This window comes from Weizmannia sp. WK01 (assembly GCF_025905465.1).
Classification (GTDB): domain Bacteria; phylum Bacillota; class Bacilli; order Bacillales; family Bacillaceae_C; genus Weizmannia; species Weizmannia faecalis.
The window spans coordinates 3032193-3050768 of record NZ_CP109616.1; the positions used below are offsets into that span (position 1 = coordinate 3032193).

15 protein-coding genes are annotated in these 18576 nt (G+C 47.9%); all 15 read right to left on the reverse strand.

The window, feature by feature from the left end; all coding sequences use genetic code 11:
• Positions 1-649: 649 nt before the first annotated feature.
• On the reverse strand, positions 650-1213 hold the full coding sequence (locus tag OF158_RS14500) for an FAD-dependent oxidoreductase (protein ID WP_035183627.1): 564 nt from the start codon (positions 1211-1213) through the stop codon (positions 650-652).
• A 170-nt stretch (positions 1214-1383) separates the two neighbouring features.
• Positions 1384-1785, reverse strand: a complete 402-nt coding sequence (locus OF158_RS17655) for an HTH domain-containing protein (protein WP_342476229.1) — start codon at positions 1783-1785, stop codon at positions 1384-1386.
• Positions 1786-1943: 158 nt separating this feature from the next.
• The gene (locus tag OF158_RS14505; protein WP_014097147.1) at positions 1944-2390 is read right to left on the reverse strand and encodes a GNAT family N-acetyltransferase; all 447 of its coding nucleotides are present in this window, start codon (positions 2388-2390) and stop codon (positions 1944-1946) included.
• Positions 2391-2537: 147 nt separating this feature from the next.
• Entirely contained in the window at positions 2538-4055 is a 1518-nt protein-coding gene (locus OF158_RS14510) for an acyl-CoA carboxylase subunit beta (RefSeq protein WP_035183624.1), read from the reverse strand.
• 4 nt (positions 4056-4059) lie between these two features.
• Positions 4060-4839, reverse strand: a complete 780-nt coding sequence (locus OF158_RS14515; protein WP_035183672.1) for an enoyl-CoA hydratase — start codon at positions 4837-4839, stop codon at positions 4060-4062.
• Positions 4840-4969: 130 nt separating this feature from the next.
• A complete protein-coding gene (locus OF158_RS14520; protein ID WP_035183621.1) occupies positions 4970-5878 on the reverse strand; it encodes a hydroxymethylglutaryl-CoA lyase in 909 nt (302 codons plus the stop codon).
• A 26-nt stretch (positions 5879-5904) separates the two neighbouring features.
• Positions 5905-6114 (reverse strand): acetyl-CoA carboxylase biotin carboxyl carrier protein subunit, encoded by a 210-nt coding sequence (locus OF158_RS14525; protein ID WP_017551842.1) that lies wholly within the window; start codon positions 6112-6114, stop codon positions 5905-5907.
• Positions 6115-6328: 214 nt separating this feature from the next.
• Complete coding sequence (locus OF158_RS14530) at positions 6329-7684, reverse strand: acetyl-CoA carboxylase biotin carboxylase subunit (protein WP_035183618.1); 1356 nt, start codon at positions 7682-7684, stop codon at positions 6329-6331.
• 221 nt (positions 7685-7905) lie between these two features.
• Positions 7906-9048 (reverse strand): acyl-CoA dehydrogenase family protein, encoded by a 1143-nt coding sequence (locus OF158_RS14535; RefSeq protein ID WP_035183614.1) that lies wholly within the window; start codon positions 9046-9048, stop codon positions 7906-7908.
• A gap of 256 nt (positions 9049-9304) precedes the next feature.
• Entirely contained in the window at positions 9305-11260 is a 1956-nt protein-coding gene (locus tag OF158_RS14540; RefSeq protein WP_035183610.1) for an acetate--CoA ligase, read from the reverse strand.
• A 659-nt stretch (positions 11261-11919) separates the two neighbouring features.
• On the reverse strand, positions 11920-13470 hold the full coding sequence (locus OF158_RS14545) for a class I adenylate-forming enzyme family protein (RefSeq protein WP_035183593.1): 1551 nt from the start codon (positions 13468-13470) through the stop codon (positions 11920-11922).
• 546 nt (positions 13471-14016) lie between these two features.
• Positions 14017-15384, reverse strand: coding sequence for a sigma-54 interaction domain-containing protein (locus OF158_RS14550; protein WP_035183602.1), 1368 nt, complete (start codon positions 15382-15384; stop codon positions 14017-14019).
• 318 nt (positions 15385-15702) lie between these two features.
• Entirely contained in the window at positions 15703-16479 is a 777-nt protein-coding gene (locus OF158_RS14555) for a DeoR/GlpR family DNA-binding transcription regulator (RefSeq protein WP_035183591.1), read from the reverse strand.
• Positions 16480-16741: 262 nt separating this feature from the next.
• The gene (locus tag OF158_RS14560) at positions 16742-17527 is read right to left on the reverse strand and encodes a triose-phosphate isomerase (protein WP_035183588.1); all 786 of its coding nucleotides are present in this window, start codon (positions 17525-17527) and stop codon (positions 16742-16744) included.
• A gap of 24 nt (positions 17528-17551) precedes the next feature.
• Positions 17552-18571 carry a dihydroxyacetone kinase subunit DhaK gene (locus tag OF158_RS14565; RefSeq protein WP_035183585.1) on the reverse strand — a complete coding sequence of 340 codons (1020 nt, stop codon included), beginning with the start codon at positions 18569-18571 and terminating at the stop codon, positions 17552-17554.
• Between the last annotated feature and the right edge of the window lie 5 nt (positions 18572-18576).

Genomic DNA, 18576 nt, shown 5'->3' on the forward strand with positions numbered 1-18576 from the left:
GGAGCCGTGTTTATCGCAATAACATCCTCACTTATTCAGAATACAGATGCTCGCCGCAAAAAAAGCAGGCCCAACTAAGCCTACTCTACTTTAAAACTCATGAAATTTTTTTTGCCTTAGATTTCGCCCAATTTCTAAACCAAATAATGAAAGAGAGAATCAATAATAATATACCAAAAATCAAAAAAAATCTTGGAATCAATAATATTTGACTAATCAGCGAGTTTCCGAGCTCTACAGTTGAATAACCATCAACAAGATGAACCAAAAACATCATACATAGTCCTGTAAACGCCATCACAAATCCACATTGAAAAATTCGATACATGAACCTCAACTCCCCGTTTTTTAAAAATTCGGTTTATTTTTTGGATATTTTTATCTATTGTAATCATAAATTCCATTTTTAACAATCCTCCCATGGAATAGGAAAGACGGCTTTACGCAAAAAAGGTTTGATGATTGCCTGAATCCCGCGTGTACCGGCTGCATCCCCAGTGCCCGGCTTTGCAGTGGGTGGTTTGATTTTGGAAAAACAATAAGCATGTCAGAATGCTTGATCTGCGACGAATTCTTTTCAGTTCCAGCCCGCATTGAAAAAAAGCAAACGAAAACCGGGCGGAATTTTGCCCGGTTCGTTTACAACGGCTTATTTTCCTAAAACATCGTGGTCGACCCAGCGTTTGCCGTCGATTTCACTGATGAGGTTGACAGCCACTTTAGCGCCGTCGCCTGCTGTGATAATGGTGTGCATGGAGACGCCGGCAACCGTGCCGCATGCCCATACATTCGGGACATTCGTTTTTCCTTGCGCATCCACTGCAAAAACGGTTTTTACGCGTGGTTCTGTTGCCGGTTTGGCTTTGACGCCAAGGGCTTCCCCGAGGCTTGCAATCATGCCGGTTGCAAGAATAACGTATTTGCTTTCGTACGACCCTTGTTCTGTTTTAATGGTAAAACCATTTTCCGTTTTTTCAATTGATTCGACTTTTTCGTCGACCAGTTCGGCCCCGAATTGCGCTGCCTGTTTTTTACCGGTTTCGACCAGGTCTGGTCCGGTTATTTCTGTTACGCCGTAGTGATTTTTCAGCAAAGCCCGCTTGGTAGCGCTCGTGCCACCATCAAAAAGCACTGTGCTTTTCCCGGCTTTGGCCGTAAAAATGGCGGCACTTGCCCCGGCCGGACCAGCTCCAATAATGGCAATTTCATACATCGTACATTCCTCCTTACTATTTTAAGTATAGACCGGCAGATGGGGAAGTTCAAAATATACACTTTGGAAGGCACAGAAATGTAAGGCCTTATTTTCTAAGTGTTTCTTTGGACAAATCAAAGTAGCACTCAAAAGAAACCGTGGATGGAATTTGATCGGTAAACAATGAATTAAAGTTCAGGTCTTAATACAAAAGATAGCATTAACAAATTTACGCAAATATTCATCAAATGATCAATATCAATATGATCATTTCCTTCACAAAAAGCTTTAAGCACATCGCAAGGCACATTGGCATACTTACCTAATGTTTCATAGGAAAGATTATAATCTCCTATCAAATTAGCCTCTATTATCGCTCTCATTCTCTCTTTTGAGTCTATAAAAGAGAATCCTGTACTTAAAAACGGTAAACGATAATGGATTCTTTTTAACTCCCCTTCATCAAAGTAGCATGGCTTTCCAGAGAGAATTTTTGTAGTTTTCTCATCGGAAATCCCAAATAGTGTAGCTAACTGCTGATCTTTTAACTGAAACTTATTTTTAATATGAAGGAATTGACTTTTAAATATTCATGACTTCCATCTGAATAGACATTGGAATTTGTATCGTGAACAAAATCAGACATTTTTTCCGACTCCTTTAAAACATTATATAATTTTCATAATAAAATGAAAAGGAAAATAGAATTTGGAATCGGATTACCGGTTTTTCTCATTCTCTCCTTTCATCATAAATGTAGTTCCATCCATTCATCCACTTCCTGGAAACCGAATTTTTCATACAATGGCTTGCCCATTTCCGAAGCGCCGAGCCAGATGTTGGAGATGCCAGCCTTTTTCACCTCATCCATCAGTTTTTCCATCAATTCTTTCGCGATCCCCTGGCCGCGGTATTCTTCTTTTGTATAAACATTTGTAATATAGGCTTTCTTCCCGCTTTTATTCACATAGCTCGGCGGAAATTCGTAAAAAATGACAGCCCCGCAGGCAACGATTTCTCCTTCGTCTTCCGCAAGCCATTGGACCATGGAGCCTTCTTTTAATTTCTTTTGAAAAAACTTTTCCAAATCGGCATCAATGTCCGTCTTCGGTTCGATGCCTTGGGCAACTTGCTGCTGCTTTCTAAGCTCTATTAAATGATGAAGATCATCCAGATTGGCTTTCCGAAATTCCATAGATGCGCCTCCTCGTTGGCATTTGATAATACATTCATACCCCGTTTTAAGGAAGAAAAGCGCACCATTGGTCTTTTTCCGTTGCCATTTTTGTTTTCCGGGAGCCGTATTGAAAAGCAGCTGCGCCCCTGCAGCTGCTTTTCAATGTTAAACCGGGTATACCGGGTGCTTTGGTTTTGAAAATTCTTCCTGCTTCCCGCTGTACATTTCAAGCCGACGTTCGAGTTCTTCCCGCAGTTCATTGCCCGGTACGACGTCATCCACAACCAGTTCGGAAGCAAGCCGGTAAATGTCAATGTCTTTCACGTACTCCGCCCGCTTTTCCGCGAAAAATGCCGGCCGTTCCTCTTCCGGGAGTGCGGCGATTTTATTGGCGTATACGGCATTGACCGCGGCTTCAGGGCCCATGACCGCAATCGATGCAGACGGAAGGGCAATGCAGCAGTCCGGTTCAAACGCCGGGCCTGCCATTGCGTATAAACCGGCACCGTACGCTTTCCGGACAATGACGGACAGTTTCGGAACGGTTGCTTCGCTCATCGCAAAAATCATTTTTGCCCCGTGGCGGATAATGCCGGCCCGCTCCACTTGCGTCCCGATCATGAAGCCGGGGACATCCGCGAGAAACAAAAGCGGAATATGGAACGCATCACAAAGATGGATAAACTTTGCCGCTTTATCGGCGCTGTCGTGGAAAAGCACGCCGCCTTTCACCCGCGGCTGATTCGCAATGATTCCGACAGGCCGGCCGCCAATCCGGGCGAGACATGTAATCAGTTCGGGCGCAAACTTCTTTTTAATCTCGCAGATCGAATCTTCATCCACAATCCGCTCGATCAGCTGGTACATGTCAAACGGGGCATTTTCATTTTTCGGGATCAGTTCCTCAATCGTTTTTTCAAACGCAGCCGGCGCCTTTGCTTCTGTTCTTGCCGGTTTTTCGGAAAAATTGTCCGGAAAATAGGTTAAGTATTTTTGCACATAACGGATTGCTTCTTCTTCCGTTTTCACTAGCACATCGCCGCAACCCGAAACGGTGCAGTGCATTTTTGCGCCGCCCATCTGCTCGAGCGTCACTTTTTCACCGATCACCATCTCGGCCATCCGCGGCGAGCCTAAGTACATGGACGCATTGCCCTCGACCATTACGACAATATCGCAAAATGCAGGAATATACGCCCCGCCGGCAGCAGACGGCCCGAACAAGAGGCAAATTTGCGGTACTTTCCCGGACAAATGCACCTCGTTGTAAAAAATCCGCCCTGCTCCTCTTCTGCCCGGGAACATCTCGATCTGATCGGTAATCCGTGCGCCTGCGGAATCGACGAGATACAAAATCGGGCAGTTGAGTTTCGCGGCTGTCTCCTGGATACGGATGATTTTTTCGACCGTCCGCCAGCCCCACGAACCGGCTTTTACGGTCGAATCATTGGCCATAACGCAAACGGTGCGGCCGCCGATTTTTCCGAGCCCGGTGACGACCCCGTCTGCCGGCAGGTCCCCCGCAAGGACATTGGCAAACATCCCGTCTTCAGCCTTGAGCCCGTCATCCAACAGCATTCGCAAGCGTTCGCGGACAAACCATTTGCCCTGTTCGCGGTTTTTTTGGTGGTATTTTTCCTTTCCGCCCTTTAAAATTTCTGCTTTTTTGCTTTCGTAGTCCATTGCATTACCTCCCTTTATACACCGGGGTGCGCTTTTCCGCGAATGCCCGCAAGCCCTCGAGCCTGTCTTCGGTCGGAATGAGCGCGTTGTAGGCGAGTTCTTCGATTTTCAGCCCTGCTGAAAGGCCGGTCTCTGTCCCTTGATCGATAGCCGTTTTTGCCTGTCTAAGTGCAATGGGGCCGTTTTTTTGCATTTCCCCCGCCAGTTCAAACGCTTTTTCGATTACTGCTGCACGCGGCACAGCGTATTCGAGCAGGCCGATTGCCGCTGCTTCTTCAGCAGTCAGCCGTCGCGCCGTATAGATCAGTTCTTTCGCTTTACCAACCCCAATGAGTCTTGGCAGCCGCTGTGTGCCACCCGCCCCCGGGATGATCGCGAGCGACGTTTCGGTAAGCCCGTATTTTGCTTCGCGGGCGCCAATGCGAAGATCACATGCCAGCGCCAGCTCCAGCCCACCGCCGAATGCCGACCCGTTTAGCGCCGCAATTACCGGCTGGGGCAGCGCGGCCGTTTCATTTACAACCGCACCGATCTTCCGTACGGCCTGCAGCACCTCTTCCTCGTTCATGCCTTTCCGCTCTTTTAAATCCGCTCCGGCGCAAAACACTTTTTCCCCGGCGCCGGTCAGGATCACAACGCGCGTGCTCTGGTCTTTTTTTACTTCCGATAAAGCTTCATGCATATCCGAAAGCATTTCTTTGGATAATGCATTTGCAGCTTCCGGCCGGTTCAACGTCATCACGGTGATGCCATCTTGTTTTTCCAATAAAACTGTTCCTGTCATGTTCTTTTTCCCCTCCTGCCTGTTTGCCTGCAAGCGCCCTTCCGATCGGCTTTGCAATCTGTTTTGCGGTTCCGGGCTGTTCTGGATCACCACGCCAGTGCCTTTTGCTTTTTCCGGCAAAACGTTCCCGTTATGCTCCTCCTGCCATCCTGTAAATTTCCATCTGGTGGCTTGCAAGCGGCCTTCCGATCGTTTTTTCAATCTGCTGTGCGGCCTGGATGATGCGGCCAAGATCAACGCCGGTCTCAATGCCCATCTGCGCGAATAGGTACAGCAAATCTTCCGTGGCGACATTACCGGCTGCCCCTTTCGCATACGGGCAGCCGCCCAGGCCACCTGCTGCGCTGTCAAAAACAGTAATCCCCATTTCGAGCGACTTGACAACATTCGCAAGTGCCGTCCCTCTTGTATCGTGGAAATGCATCGCCAGTTGCCTTGCATGAAAATCCTTCAGCAGTTCGCCGAGCAACCGCTCAACATCCGTCGGCACGCCGGCACCGATCGTATCCCCGAGAGAAATTTCATCCACGCCCATCGCAAACAAGCGGCCGGCCACTTCTTTTACTTGCTTTGGGGAAACCGGTCCGTCATACGGGCAGGCAATCACCGTCGAAATATATCCCCTTACCGATTTCCCGGCGTTTTTCGCTTCCTTCACCACTTTTTCCAAGACCGGATAGGTTTCCGCAATCGTTTTATTAATGTTGCGGAGGTTATGTCCTTCGCTTGCCGACATGAAGACGCTCACTTCATCCACACCTGCATTTAATGCCCGTTCAAGCCCCCTCACGTTCGGGACCAGCGCGGCATATGTCACGCCCGGCTTCCGTCTGATTTTTTCCAGCACCGCTCCGGTATCGGCAAGCTGCGGGATCCATTCCGGCCGGACGAATGATCCTGCTTCGATGTACGTCAGGCCCGTATCCGACAATGCGTTCACCCATGCAACTTTTTCTGCTGTCGCCACGACCGCTTTTTCATTTTGTAGCCCGTCGCGCGGCCCGACTTCTTTCACGGTCACTTTTTCAGGCAGCTTCACATCCCCGCCTCCTTCAGCAAATTGCGCTACTCCAGTTCCACCAGCACATCGGATTCGTTGACAAATTCGCCTTCCTGGACATGGATTTTTACCACTGTGCCGTCTTCCTCGGCAGCAATCGGGATTTCCATTTTCATGGATTCAAGGACGACCACATCGTCGCCTTCCTTCACCTGGTCGCCTTCCTTTACGAGCACTTTCCAGACACTTCCTGCCATACTTGCTGTAATTTCCATCTGCTTTTCCTCCTGTTTTAGAAAGTCACTGTCAAATCGGGTAATGGCCGGGACCTTTTTGCATGTTCTCCCTGCCTCCCCTCATCCGGCCATCTTCATACGGGGGCTCTGCCTGGTTTAAAAAGCCGGCATATCATTGAAAGGGATGGCAGCCCTCTTTCTTTCGGATTCCCCCCTTTTCGGGCCCCTGGCGCCTTTTAACCGGCCGGTGCGCCTACTTGCGGGACTCCGCTTGTTTTAAAAAGTCATTGACAAAATGCGTGGTTGTGTACCCTTTTAAAAATTGTTCGTGGCGCACGGTATCAATCAGCATCGGAATATTCGTTTTAATCCCTTCCACTTGATAGTTTAAAAGCGCATTTCTGATCCTTTTGCAAGCTTCTTCGCGCGAGCTGCCCCAGGCAATCAGTTTTGCGATCATCGGGTCGTAAAAAGGGGTCACTTCAGAACCCGCTTCCACGGCCGTCTCGTTGCGGATGCCTTCCCCTTCCGGCAGCCGGAAAGCTGTAATTTTGCCCGGCGATGGCAGAAACGTCTTCGGATCTTCAGCATAAATACGCACTTCAATCGCGTGGCCGTTCCGCTTGAGCGTCTCCCGCGTGATCGTGAGGCGTTCGCCTGAAGCGATTTTCAACTGCTCTTCCACAATGTCCAGCCCGGTAATTTCTTCCGTCACCGGATGTTCCACTTGCAATCTTGTATTCATCTCAAGAAAATAGAAATTCTGGCCCCGGTCCACGATCATTTCCATCGTGCCGGCATTTATATAGCCGATGGATGTTGCTGCTTTTACTGCCGCATCCAGCATCTTTTGCCGGGTCGCTTCGCTGATAAAAGGCGATGGCGCTTCTTCGACAACTTTCTGGTGGCGGCGCTGGATCGAACATTCCCTCTCCATAAGCGGCACAACGTTTCCATATTGGTCTGCCAGAATCTGGATTTCTACATGATGCGGTTCTTCAATATATTTTTCAATGAACATCGCGCCGTCCCCGAAAAACATTTCCGCCCGTTTTTTGTTGCCGGCAAACGCTTTGCGCAGCTCTTTTTCGGTTTGGACCACCTGCATCCCGATTCCGCCGCCGCCTGCCGAAGCCTTCAGCATTGCGGGATAACCGATTTTTTCAGCCGCCCGGACCGCCGCTTCTTCATCTTCAAGCGGATCATCCACCCCTTCAATCACCGGCACGCCTGCTGCTTTCATGGTACGGCGCGCTTCAATTTTGCTGCCCATCGCAGCAATGATTGCAGGAGAAGGCCCGATAAAAATGAGCCCCGCCTCAATGCATTTCCGGGCAAAAGGCGCATTCTCGGACAAAAGCCCGTAACCCGGATGGACCGCTTCCGCCCCGCTTTCTTTGGCCGCCCGGATGATCGCGTCGGCATTTAAATAGCTTTGATTGACAGGCGATTTGCCGATGCAATATGCTTCATCCGCCTCGCGGACAAAAAGGGCCCCCGCATCCGCCTCGGAATACACCGCTACGGACTTAATACCGAGCTTTTTACACGTCCGGATCACCCGCCGCGCAATCTCTCCCCTGTTGGCAATCAGAATTTTTTTGAACAAATGGCAACGCTCCTTTCTGCTCAATTTGCTTCAAAAATTTTGTGATTTCCCGGCCTCTCATATTTCACTCGCATTTGAGATTCCGACAGCCATTTTCATCTCATCGCTGATTCTCGATGTTAAAAAATGCAAAGACAGCTTGAAATCTTTGAAACGGATCCGTGTATCATGCAAAAGCAGTTTAATTTGTGGAACGCATGGATGGTTTTCTATCTTTTCGCCTAGCAGCCAAGCTTTCGGGCAATAACCAGCCGCTGGATTTCGGATGTGCCTTCGCCGATTTCCATCAGTTTGATGTCGCGAAGATGACGCTCCACGTCGTACTCGCGCATATAACCGGACCCGCCGTGGATCTGGATCGCCTGGTTGCAGACGCGGAATCCCATCTCCGACGCAAACAGTTTTGCATAAGCGGCTTCTTTGCTAAACGGTTTTCCCTGATCTTTTAGCCATGCCGCTTTGTACACGGCATTGCGAGCAAGATCGATTTCCATCGCCATATCGGCAAGTTTGAACTGGATCGCCTGGAATTTTGAAATCGCTTGGCCGAACTGCATCCGTTCTTTCGCATATCGAAGTGCTTTTTCGAATGCAGCTTGGGCAATCCCGACCGATAATGCGGCGATGGAGATGCGTCCACCGTCCAGCGTGTACAAAAACTGGCTGAATCCTTTCTTTTCGTCGCCAAGCAAGTTTTCACGCGGGACACGGACGTTTTCGAGCACGATCTGGCACGTGTTGGATCCGCGAACGCCCATTTTTTCATACGGGCTTGTAATCGTCACGCCCGGTGCATCGGTCGGCACGATGATGGCGGAAATGATGTTACGACCGTTTTCCCTTTTGCCGGTTACGGCTGTCACGATCACTTGGCGGGCGTATTCGGCGTTTGTAATCCAGCATTTTTCGCCGTTGATCACCCATTCATCGCCGTCAAGCACCGCTTTTGTCCTTGTTCCGCCGGCATCGGATCCGGCGTTTGGTTCCGTAAGCCCGAATGCGCCGAGCGCTTCGCCTTTTGCCATCGGAACGAGCCACTTCTGCTTCTGTTCTTCGGTGCCGAAATAGTAGATCGGGCTTGCGCCGAGGCTTGTATTTGCGGCATAGCTGAGCCCTGTTCCCCCGCATGCCTTGCCGATTTCTTCGACCGCGATGCAATAAGAGATGGTATCCCCGCCTGCTCCGCCGTATTTTTCCGGAAAAGGGATGCCTAAAAGGCCGAGATTGCCGAGCTTTTGAAACGTCTCCATCCGCATTTTCCCGGTTTCGTCTACTTCTCTTGCATACGGTTCGATCTCCTTCTCAGCAAAGTCCCGAACCATCTCCTGCAGCATAATCTGTTCTTTAGACAATTCGAAATCCATAGGCTTCCTCCTTTTGCGGCGCAGGATAATCCGGTGCGCCGGTTTTTTTGCATTCTTGCTGACTTTTCAGGTGCAGCCGCCGGGATTGCGAAAAAATCAACCGCCGCATGCTCCTTTTTCCAGTTCGCTTCCGATTCCCTGTAAAACGCTGCAAGGGACCGGCGGGCAAACAGTAACGCCCTTCTTTTTACTGGCGGCCCGGCCGGTTCCCTGTCAAAAACATTGATTTCGCAAACCTGTGGGCGAACCTTCCTTTTTATCTTTCCGCCCTGCGACTGGCCACCAGCTGTTCAATGCGCGCAATGGTTGCGGGGTCCTCGAGACCGGTCATATCCCCTGTAGCCGCCCCGTTTACGACAATTTCCTTTAACAACCGGCGCATAATTTTCCCGCTCACTGTTTTGGGCAACGTGTCCGTAAACAAAATCGTTTTCGGCACGGCAATTTTCCCGATTTGATCGACAATCCGGGCCTTGATCGCTTCTTTCAGTTCTTCACTTTCCTCCGTCCCGTCGCTCAAACGCACAAAGCAGACCGGCACCTCGCCCTTGATTTCATCCGGCACGCCAATGACAGCGGTTTCAGATACACCCGGGGTTTCGAGCACCGCACTTTCCATTTCCATCGTGCTCAGCCTGTGCCCTGCAACATTGAACGCATCATCCGAACGGCCGGTGACCCATACGTAGCCATCCTCATCGATCATCGCCAGGTCGCTTGCATAGTAGCAGCCGTCTACCTGGCTGAAATACGAGCCAAGATAGCGTTCCGGCTCTTTCCAAAGCGTGCGGCACAGCATCGGAAACGGCTTTTGAATGACAAGGTTTCCGAGCGTCCCCCGTGGTACCGGATTTCCTTCCTGATCGACGACACCGATTACAGCGCCTAAAAATGGCCTGCCCGCAGAACCCGGCTTCATCGGCGTCAGCCAGGCGGCACCGGCAAGCGGCGATCCGGCTGTTTCCGTCTGCCCCCATGTGTTGTTCACGCAAATCTTTTTTCTGCCGAGCACTTCATATGTCCACTGCCATGTTTCCGCATCAAACGGCTCGCCGACAAGGGAGACGACATCAAGGCATGACAAATCGTATTTTTCAAGCGGACGCTCCCCCATGCTTTTCAACATCCTCAATGCAGTTGGAGCGGTGAACAATTTATTCACCCGGTACTTTTCAATGATCTGGTAAAACCGGTCTTTTTCCGGATAATCAATCGCCCCTTCGTAAAAGATGGTTGTAACACCGTTTGAAAGCGCGCCGGCAATGCCCCAAATATGCATCGTGAGCCAGCCGATATCCGCCGAGCACCAGAGCACATCGTCATCGTGATGGTCCATATGGTACTTTGCGTAAATGTAATTTTGTACGACAAACGCCATGCCGGAATGGACAACGCCTTTTGGTTTCCCGGTCGTGCCGCTTGTGTAAAACACAATGCCATACTCGTTCGCTTCCAGCCGCTCCGGTTCACAATGGATGCTTGCCTTCCTTGTTTCTTCATGCCACCAACAGTCGCGGCCCGCCTGCATATTGACATCCGTCCCAAGCCGGTCCACAACAACGACCGCTTTGACAGACGGAATGTCCGGAACAACACGGTCGACTTTTTCCTTAAGAAAAATCTTTTTCCCTCTTCGTTCGGTTGCATCGGCCGTCACGATGACTTTCGGTTCAAAATTCACAAGCCGGTCTTTCAGCGATTTTTCCGAGTATCCGGAAAAAATCGTATTGTAAATCGCGCCAATCCGGAAGCATGCGAGCACAGCAATCACCGCTTCCGCTAAGTTTGGCAGGAAAATCGCCACGCAGTCGCCTTTTTTTACGCCGAACCCGCGCAACACATTGCTGAACCGGTTTACTTCTGCAAGCAGCATATGATAAGTGAAAAACTTCGAATCGCCGTTTTCCCCTTCCCATATGAGCGCCGTCCGGTTGCCGGCACCGTTTTCGACATGGCGGTCAAGCAGGTTCACACATGGGTTGCTCACACCGCCTTCAAAAAAGCGGAACCCGGGGAGGCTGCCTGTCATTGTTTCCTTCCACGGTTCATACCAGGTGAGCTTTTTGGCAACGCGCCCCCAAAATGCTTCCGGATCCGTTTGCGACAGGCGCAGCAGTTCCTCAAATGCTTCGCTTGAACCGATTTCGGTTGAACGGATTTTATCATCACTTGGATAAACGAGTTTGCTTTTGGCAATGCCGCTTTGTTCCATGGACATGCTCCTTTCCGGTGATCGGTCGGGAAAACGAAGTTCCCTTTTTAAGAAAATTCCTGCATACGCGATTCACTCGCTTTTATCAAAGCCATTCTCCTATTCTGTCCACTAAAAGATTTACAGCGTTTGAATGCGACTCTTCCCGGCACAGTGGCGAACACCTTCTTTTATCCAACATTGAATTCCCGGGCGTTTTTATCCGTGCTTTTGGGATACAAACGCCTGATGCTGCACCAACCTGAGAACAGCGTTGGTTGACTGTTTTTTTGCCAGACTTACGGGCACGACCTGTCATTCCGTGGTGAATTCCCGGGCGTTTTTATCCGTGTTTTTGGGGATACAAACGCCTGACGTTGCACCAACCTTATAACGGCGTTTGTATGGCCACTTTTTCTGCCAGACTGACGGGCGCGACCTGTCAATCCCGTGGTGAATTCCCGGGCGTTTTTATCCGTGTTTTTGGGGATACAAACGCCTGACGTTGCACCAACCTTATAACGGCGTTTGTATGGCCGCTTTTTCTGCCAGACTGACGGGCGCGACCTGTCATTCCGTGGTGAATTCCCGGGCGTTTTTATCCGGGCAATCAAAAGGTTGGTATTTTCTCCCCCGGTCTCTGCAAACGGTTTATAGCAGTGGGAAAATATTCCTCTTCTTCATCCCGCGCCAAACTGTTCGCGAAGTTTGAACTTCTGCACTTTTCCGGAAGGCGTGCGCGGAATTTCTTTCACGAAAATGACCTTGCGCGGTTTTTTATAGCTTGCAAGATGGCGTTTGCAAAATTCGGCCACTTCTTTTTCTGTCAGCCGCGCGCCATCTTTTTTTACAATAATGGCGCAAACCGTTTCCATGTACTTCGGATCGGGGATACCGATCACAGTGACTTCTTTTACCGCTTCGTGGCGGTAAAGCACATCTTCTATTTCAGCAGGATAAATATTTTCTCCGCCGCTCCGGATCATATCTTTCTTCCTGCCGGCAATGGTTAAAAACCCTTCCGAATCAAAAAAGCCAAGATCCCCTGTTTTGCACCAGCCATCCGCAAACGTCTCCATGGTCGCCTCCGGTTTTTTCCAATACCCTTCTGAAACAGCAGGGCTCTTAATGAGAATTTCGCCCACTTCTCCTGCAGGAAGCGGGTTTCCGGCATCATCTGCAATTTGAATCGCAGTCAAAGGCATCGGTTTTCCGACTGTACTGCCTTTTCCTGCGGCATCCTGCGGGTCGAGTGAAGCGGCAATCGGCTGCCCTTCTGTCAAACCGTACACCTGGACGACGCCAATGTGCGGAAAATGCGCCCGGATGCTTTCCAAAGCCCACGGCATGAGCGGATCCCCGCCGGTGTAAATCGTCTTCAGCGTTTCCAGCCGGTACTGTGCCAGATCCGGTAAGTGCAGCATGTCATAAATCATAAAAGGAAATAAAAAACAGCATGTTACCTTTTCCTTTTCCATGACAGACAGGACTCTTTGAATCTCGAAGTTTTTACTTTTTGTAATGATGACAGTTCCGCCCCGCATGAGAACCGGCAAAGCAATGTCTTCCATTGCGCCGACATGGTAGAGCGGCCCCGTTGTCATGGCCGTTTCCCGGGCTTGAAATCCCCATTTCAAAGCTTGAATGGCTGAAAACCAGAATGTCGTATTATGCGTCCAAATCGCACCTTTTGGCCTTCCCGTCGTCCCGGACGTATACATCAGCATCACCGGGTCATTTAAGTGGATGGATGACACAGCGGGGTCTTCCTGCTGCCCTTCCCCGAGCACGGAAAACGGTTGCGCCCATCCCGGAACGACTGATGCTTCCTCCTGAAGGCAGATAAATTGTTCAACTGGCACCTCGTGTTGAATCGGCTCAATCCGCCCGGCAAGACCTGCGTGAAAACATAATATTTTTGTGCCGGAGTCGTTTAAGCAATAGACCAGTTCGGGGCTTGACAAGCGGAAATTCAAACGGACTGCAATTGCCCCGATTTTCGCCGCCGCAAAATAAAGGCCGAAATACTCAAGGCAGTTATAGAGCAGAATGCCGACCCGGTCTCCTTTCCGAACGCCAAGCTGTGTAAGCTTGTTTGCATAAGCATTGGAAATCGCGTGCAATTCCTTGAAAGTCCATGCTCTTCCGGCTTCTTCCTGCACCGCAGTTTTTCCGGAAACAAGCGGGTCCGGATCCTCTGCAATGTTCTTGATCATCCAGCCAACGTGCAACCATGTTCCCCCTTTCCAACACTTTGATGCCCTATAAAAAGCAAGAAGTATGCCAGCTTGAAAGAGGCGAAAAACAGCATGTGCGTGTTGGAAAAGGCGGCTTCGTTTCCCGTTTTCCGTAACGTTCTTTACCAATCTATGATGCAAACAGCGGCTTTATGGCAGAAAAACAGATTCGGAATTTCAGAAGGCCAATCTGGATTTCCGGATGATTAAAAAATAGTGCTCATGCAAGTGGATGTTTGGGCTTGATGTCAAAACTTAAGTTCATTTTACATAGGGCTTGCTGAACGAATCCGATTCTGAGTTTGTGCCCAATTTATCTGCAAGCTCTGTCTCAAAATATAGAAGAATTCTTTTGCGAAAAGGGGGGATTTGATCTTCTCCATACATTGAATCGGCTTTCGAGTGCAAGCATTTCCCTGGATTTGTTTAAATGGTTGCCAAAGCTGTCAGCATCCTTTCCAAATCCAGGAATTTCGCTTATTCAGCAAGCCCTATATAGAAGCAATATCTATCCTGATCGTTTGACGTGAAAAACTGCGTTCATTTTACCTCAATACGAAGCTTTTTCATTTTGTCGTAAAGCGTGGAGTGGCCAATCCCGAGGGCTTTTGCCGCACGTTTTTTATCAAAACAGGCAGCCCGCAGCGCTTCCTCAATCATTTGTTTTTCCGCTGCCTCCATTCTTTCTTTCAAACTGCTTTCTTTTTTTCTGTTTAAGTGTTCACGGATTGCTTCAGGCAGGTCCTCTAACCCGATCGCATCCGAAGAGGCCATGTAGACCGCTGCGTGAACAGCATTTTCCAGTTCGCGGATGTTTCCCGGCCAATTGTACCCTTCGAGCGCGGAGAGGGCTTCAGGGCTGAAACCGGTGACCCTTTTGCCGAGACCGGATGATGCTTTCTTTAGGAAATGCCGCGCCAAAAGTGGGATATCTTCCGCCCTGGTGCGGAGCGGAGGGATATCCAGCTGGATGGCATTGATGCGATAGTACAAGTCTTTTCTGAAACGGTTTTGTTCGACCAGTTCTTTAAGCGGTTGGTTTGTTGCCGCGATGATACGGACATCGATCGGTTTTGGATGGACCGCGCCAACCGGTTCGATTTCTTTTTCCTGCAGCACGCGCAATAGTTTTACCTGCATCATCACTGGCATGTCGCCGATCTCATCGAGAAAAATCGTCCCCCCTTCCGCCGCCTGGAACTTGCCGGGCTTGCCGCCTTTTTTCGCACCGGTGAACGATCCTTCTTCATATCCGAACAGCTCGGATTCCATGAGATGTTCGGGAATCGCGCCGCAGTTGATTTTGATAAACGGACCACTGCTCCGGTCGCTAGAGCTGTGAATGCTATGAGCAACCAGCTCCTTTCCGGTTCCGCTCTCTCCGGTAATCAAAACGGTGATATCTCCGCGCGCCACCTTTTTGATTTTTTCTTTCAGGAGCGCCATTTGCCGAGAACTACCAATCAGATCGTTGAGCATATATTTTACGCCGGCTGCACGGGGCTGCTTCTCAAGTAAAAACCGGCTTTGCGACAGCATATGCCGGATATGGGTGTTCAGCTTTTGCCAATCATATAGATCTCTGAAAATGATAATCCCGACAGCCCCGAGAATTTTTCCATCTTCTATGATCGGAATGCGGTTTGCGATGACATATTCGCCTCTTAAAAACTGCAGCTGGGCAAGTTCGGCTTTTCCCGTTTTCACCACAAGATGCATTCTTGTATTTTCAATTGTATGGGTCACGTGTTCGCCAATCACTTCGTTTCGTTCCACTTTCAAAAAATCGCAAAAATTGCGGCTTATGTAACGAATATATCCTTCGTGATCCACGATCAATGTGCCGGAGTATGTTTTTCCAAACACGATGTCCAACAACCTGGTATTGAGAAACTTTTCGCTGATCATGCCATTCCCCTTTTCCATGCTGAAGTTTATGGACTTATTTTTGAAAGCGGTTACAATTTTAATTGTATCTTCCCCACGAGTTGAGATCAACTGATAAACATGCTGCCGGCACAAACGGAAGAGGAAAAAGGTAAATAAGAAAATAGTCAATTCATTATCCCCTCCTTCCACTTTCCTAATGCCATCCAAAAAGCGTCATCACAACACGACATATCCACAGTGGCTTCCGGGCCATATGTAAAAGGAGCATTTTTACTTCCATGCCTGTAGTGGTAAATAAAAATACTGAAATAAATATGGGATGCAGTATACATGGGATTATTTTGCAACTTCAAATAATATGCCGTGCTGATTAAAAAAGCGGTTCATTTCTTCAGTTACTTCTTTGTCAGTAATCAATATATCGATTTCCTCCGGCTGAGCAAATGTAGCAAAAGAACTCTTGTCTATTTTACTGTGATCGAGCAGTGCAATGACCTTATGTGATGCTGCAACCATCTTCCTTTTCAATTCCACTTCATAATAGCTAAAATCTGTTAGTCCGTCATTCATATTAAAAGCATAGGCAGACGTAAACAAAATGTCGATATTAATCTTGCGCAATAGTTCTTCACCCAATAGTCCTTCAACGGAGTTAGAGGAATTTCTCACAATTCCACCAACAATAATAACGGTTAAGTGGGGGTTTTCTTTTAACATGACAGCAGTCGAGATACCGCTTGTAACGACCGTTAGTTTCATGTTGATATCTTTTAAATAACGGGCAAACTCAAAACAAGTGGAACTTGCGTCAAGAAGAATACATTGGCCTTCTTGCAAAAATTTGAGCGCAGCTTTTCCAATTCTTTGTTTTTCTGCACGGAATTTTTTTTCGCGAATCTCATAATTATTTTCACCCAAGTCAGGTTCCTGGCTGTCTTTTTTTATTGCCCCGCCATGCGTACGGATCAACAGGCCTTGCATCTCCATATGGTTAAGGTCAGAACGGATGGTTGCTGCAGAGGTGTTTAATAACCCTGTCAACTCATTAACAGTTACTGTTCCTTTCTCCGCTAATAAATCTTGAATAGCTTTTCTACGTTGATCAGCAAACATAAAGGCATCCTCTCCTCTAGCTTCAGTGACATAAAAGTTGAGACAATATAGATATATAAATCGGGGTGTTTTACATGCTTTTATTTATTTTTCTTATTAGACTTTATCATAGGAACCGATAAAAATCGATAAAAAAGGGAAATTTCTCATTTTCGCTATATGCTTTATCTGCACTTTTTCTTGTAAAGTGGAATAATCCCATCTGTTTACAGATGGGATTATTTACCGGGTGTACATAAAGAATGATAACGATCCTCTATTTTCAGCTTGTCATTTTTTTAAATAAATGTGTATCAAGAGATTTTAGGATGTACTCGAAACTTTCTATATCCCAAGCTGCCCTGCCAATAAATAATCCATTTACATGCTCTACATCAATATATTGAAGAAAATTATCTTTGTTGACGCTTCCTCCGTACAAAATTGGAATTTCTTTTCCTACAGAAGGATAAAGTTGATTTAACGTATCTCTCAGAAAAGCATGCACTTCTCTAACATACCCAGCATCCGCTGGTACTCCATTCTCTCCTATTGCCCAAACCGGTTCATATGCAATCATTACATTTAATGCCTGTTCTTCCGGAACGTTTCGCAAGCAAACTTTTATTTGTGAGGCCAGCACTTCTTTGGAGATACCCTGATCTTTTTGTTTCCGATTTTCTCCGATACAGATTAACGGCCGAAAATGATATTTTAATGCGGCATGTACTTTTTTGTTTAAATCCTCATCTTTTTCATTAAAATATTGTCTGCGTTCAGAATGTCCCAGCTCAATCAGATTAATGCCGATTTCATCCAGCATTTTCGGGGAAATTTCACCGGTAAATGCACCACTGTCTTCCCAATGCATATTTTGAGCGCCCAATTGTATGCGGGAATCCCTTATCACGCCTTTTATTGTAACCAAAGACGTGTAAGGAGGGATAATAAATAACTCAATATTGTCAGAAATCATTTCAGAGATACGTTTCAGCTCTTTTGTATAAGAGATGCCTTCTTCTATTGTCTTTGTCATTTTCCAATTGGTACCAATCCAAATTCTTTTCAAATTCCGTCCCCCCAGGCTCACTGATTATTGGGTCGCTTTTACAGGTTTTTTCTCCAATTTTTTATAATAAGGTGAGATAGCCGGTGCATCGTAATATGCCTTTAACTCATCATCTAATTTCAACAAAGTTATGGAAAATCCACCCATTTCCTGTGTTGTACAGTAGCTGTTTACATCGATGTCATATGCTCGAATCCCTTTTTCCTCAAGGATTTTGGTGACTCTCCGATTGACAATGAATAATTCCATTAATGTGGTGGAACCCAAACCGTTTACCAATACACAAACTTCATCTCCTGCAGTGATACCGCTTTCTTTCAACAGTGTATCCATTAAGTTGTCCGTCAGTTCATCAGCAGGCAGCAATTTGGTTCTTTTTACGCCTGGTTCTCCATGAATCCCAAGACCCACTTCCATTTCGTCATCTCCGAGTGTATATGGCGGTTCAGCTGCACCCGGAATGGATCCCGGCGTCAATCCTACACCAATTGAAAAGGTGTGGTCATTTGCTTTTTGTGTAATCCTGGTTACTTCTTCCAAAGATAAACCTGTTTCTGAAGCGGCGCCGGCAATTTTTACCACAAAAACGTCACCCGCAATGCCCCGGCGATCCGTTTTTCTATCTGCAGGAGCGGAAGCCACATCATCTGTAACCCGTACTGTCCGGCATTCAATCCCTTCCAATTCCAAAAGTTCAGTTGCCATATCGAAGTTCAAGATATCTCCGGAGTAATTGCCGTATACAAAAAGAACGCCTTTGCCTTTATCTGCAGCTTTTGCAACTTCCTGAATGTTATATGGATTCGGAGCAGCAAACACATTTCCCAATGTTACGCCGTCAGCAAGACCTTCTCCAAGTAAACCGATAAATAATGGTTCATGTCCGCTTCCCCCTCCAGTAACAACGGCTACCTTTTCCTTGTGATCCCTCCGTACAACACCATTGACATCATCAACTTTTCGGAATTGATCTTTATATGCTGCAAGGAACCCTTCGATTGTTTCTTCAACAACATTGGCAGGATCGTTGATTACTTTTTTCATATAAA

Excerpts from the sequence above, each read along its gene's own strand:
- OF158_RS14500 (WP_035183627.1), bottom strand. The coding sequence starts at position 1,213 with ATGTATGAAATTGCCATTATTGGAGCTGGTCCGGCCGGGGCAAGTGCC.
- OF158_RS14505 (WP_014097147.1), bottom strand. The coding sequence starts at position 2,390 with ATGGAATTTCGGAAAGCCAATCTGGATGATCTTCATCATTTAATAGAG.
- OF158_RS14510 (WP_035183624.1), bottom strand. The coding sequence starts at position 4,055 with ATGGACTACGAAAGCAAAAAAGCAGAAATTTTAAAGGGCGGAAAGGAA.
- OF158_RS14515 (WP_035183672.1), bottom strand. The coding sequence starts at position 4,839 with ATGACAGGAACAGTTTTATTGGAAAAACAAGATGGCATCACCGTGATG.
- OF158_RS14525 (WP_017551842.1), bottom strand. The coding sequence starts at position 6,114 with ATGGAAATTACAGCAAGTATGGCAGGAAGTGTCTGGAAAGTGCTCGTA.
- OF158_RS14535 (WP_035183614.1), bottom strand. The coding sequence starts at position 9,048 with ATGGATTTCGAATTGTCTAAAGAACAGATTATGCTGCAGGAGATGGTT.
- OF158_RS14540 (WP_035183610.1), bottom strand. The coding sequence starts at position 11,260 with ATGGAACAAAGCGGCATTGCCAAAAGCAAACTCGTTTATCCAAGTGAT.
- OF158_RS14550 (WP_035183602.1), bottom strand. The coding sequence starts at position 15,384 with ATGATCAGCGAAAAGTTTCTCAATACCAGGTTGTTGGACATCGTGTTT.
- OF158_RS14555 (WP_035183591.1), bottom strand. The coding sequence starts at position 16,479 with ATGTTTGCTGATCAACGTAGAAAAGCTATTCAAGATTTATTAGCGGAG.
- OF158_RS14565 (WP_035183585.1), bottom strand. The coding sequence starts at position 18,571 with ATGAAAAAAGTAATCAACGATCCTGCCAATGTTGTTGAAGAAACAATC.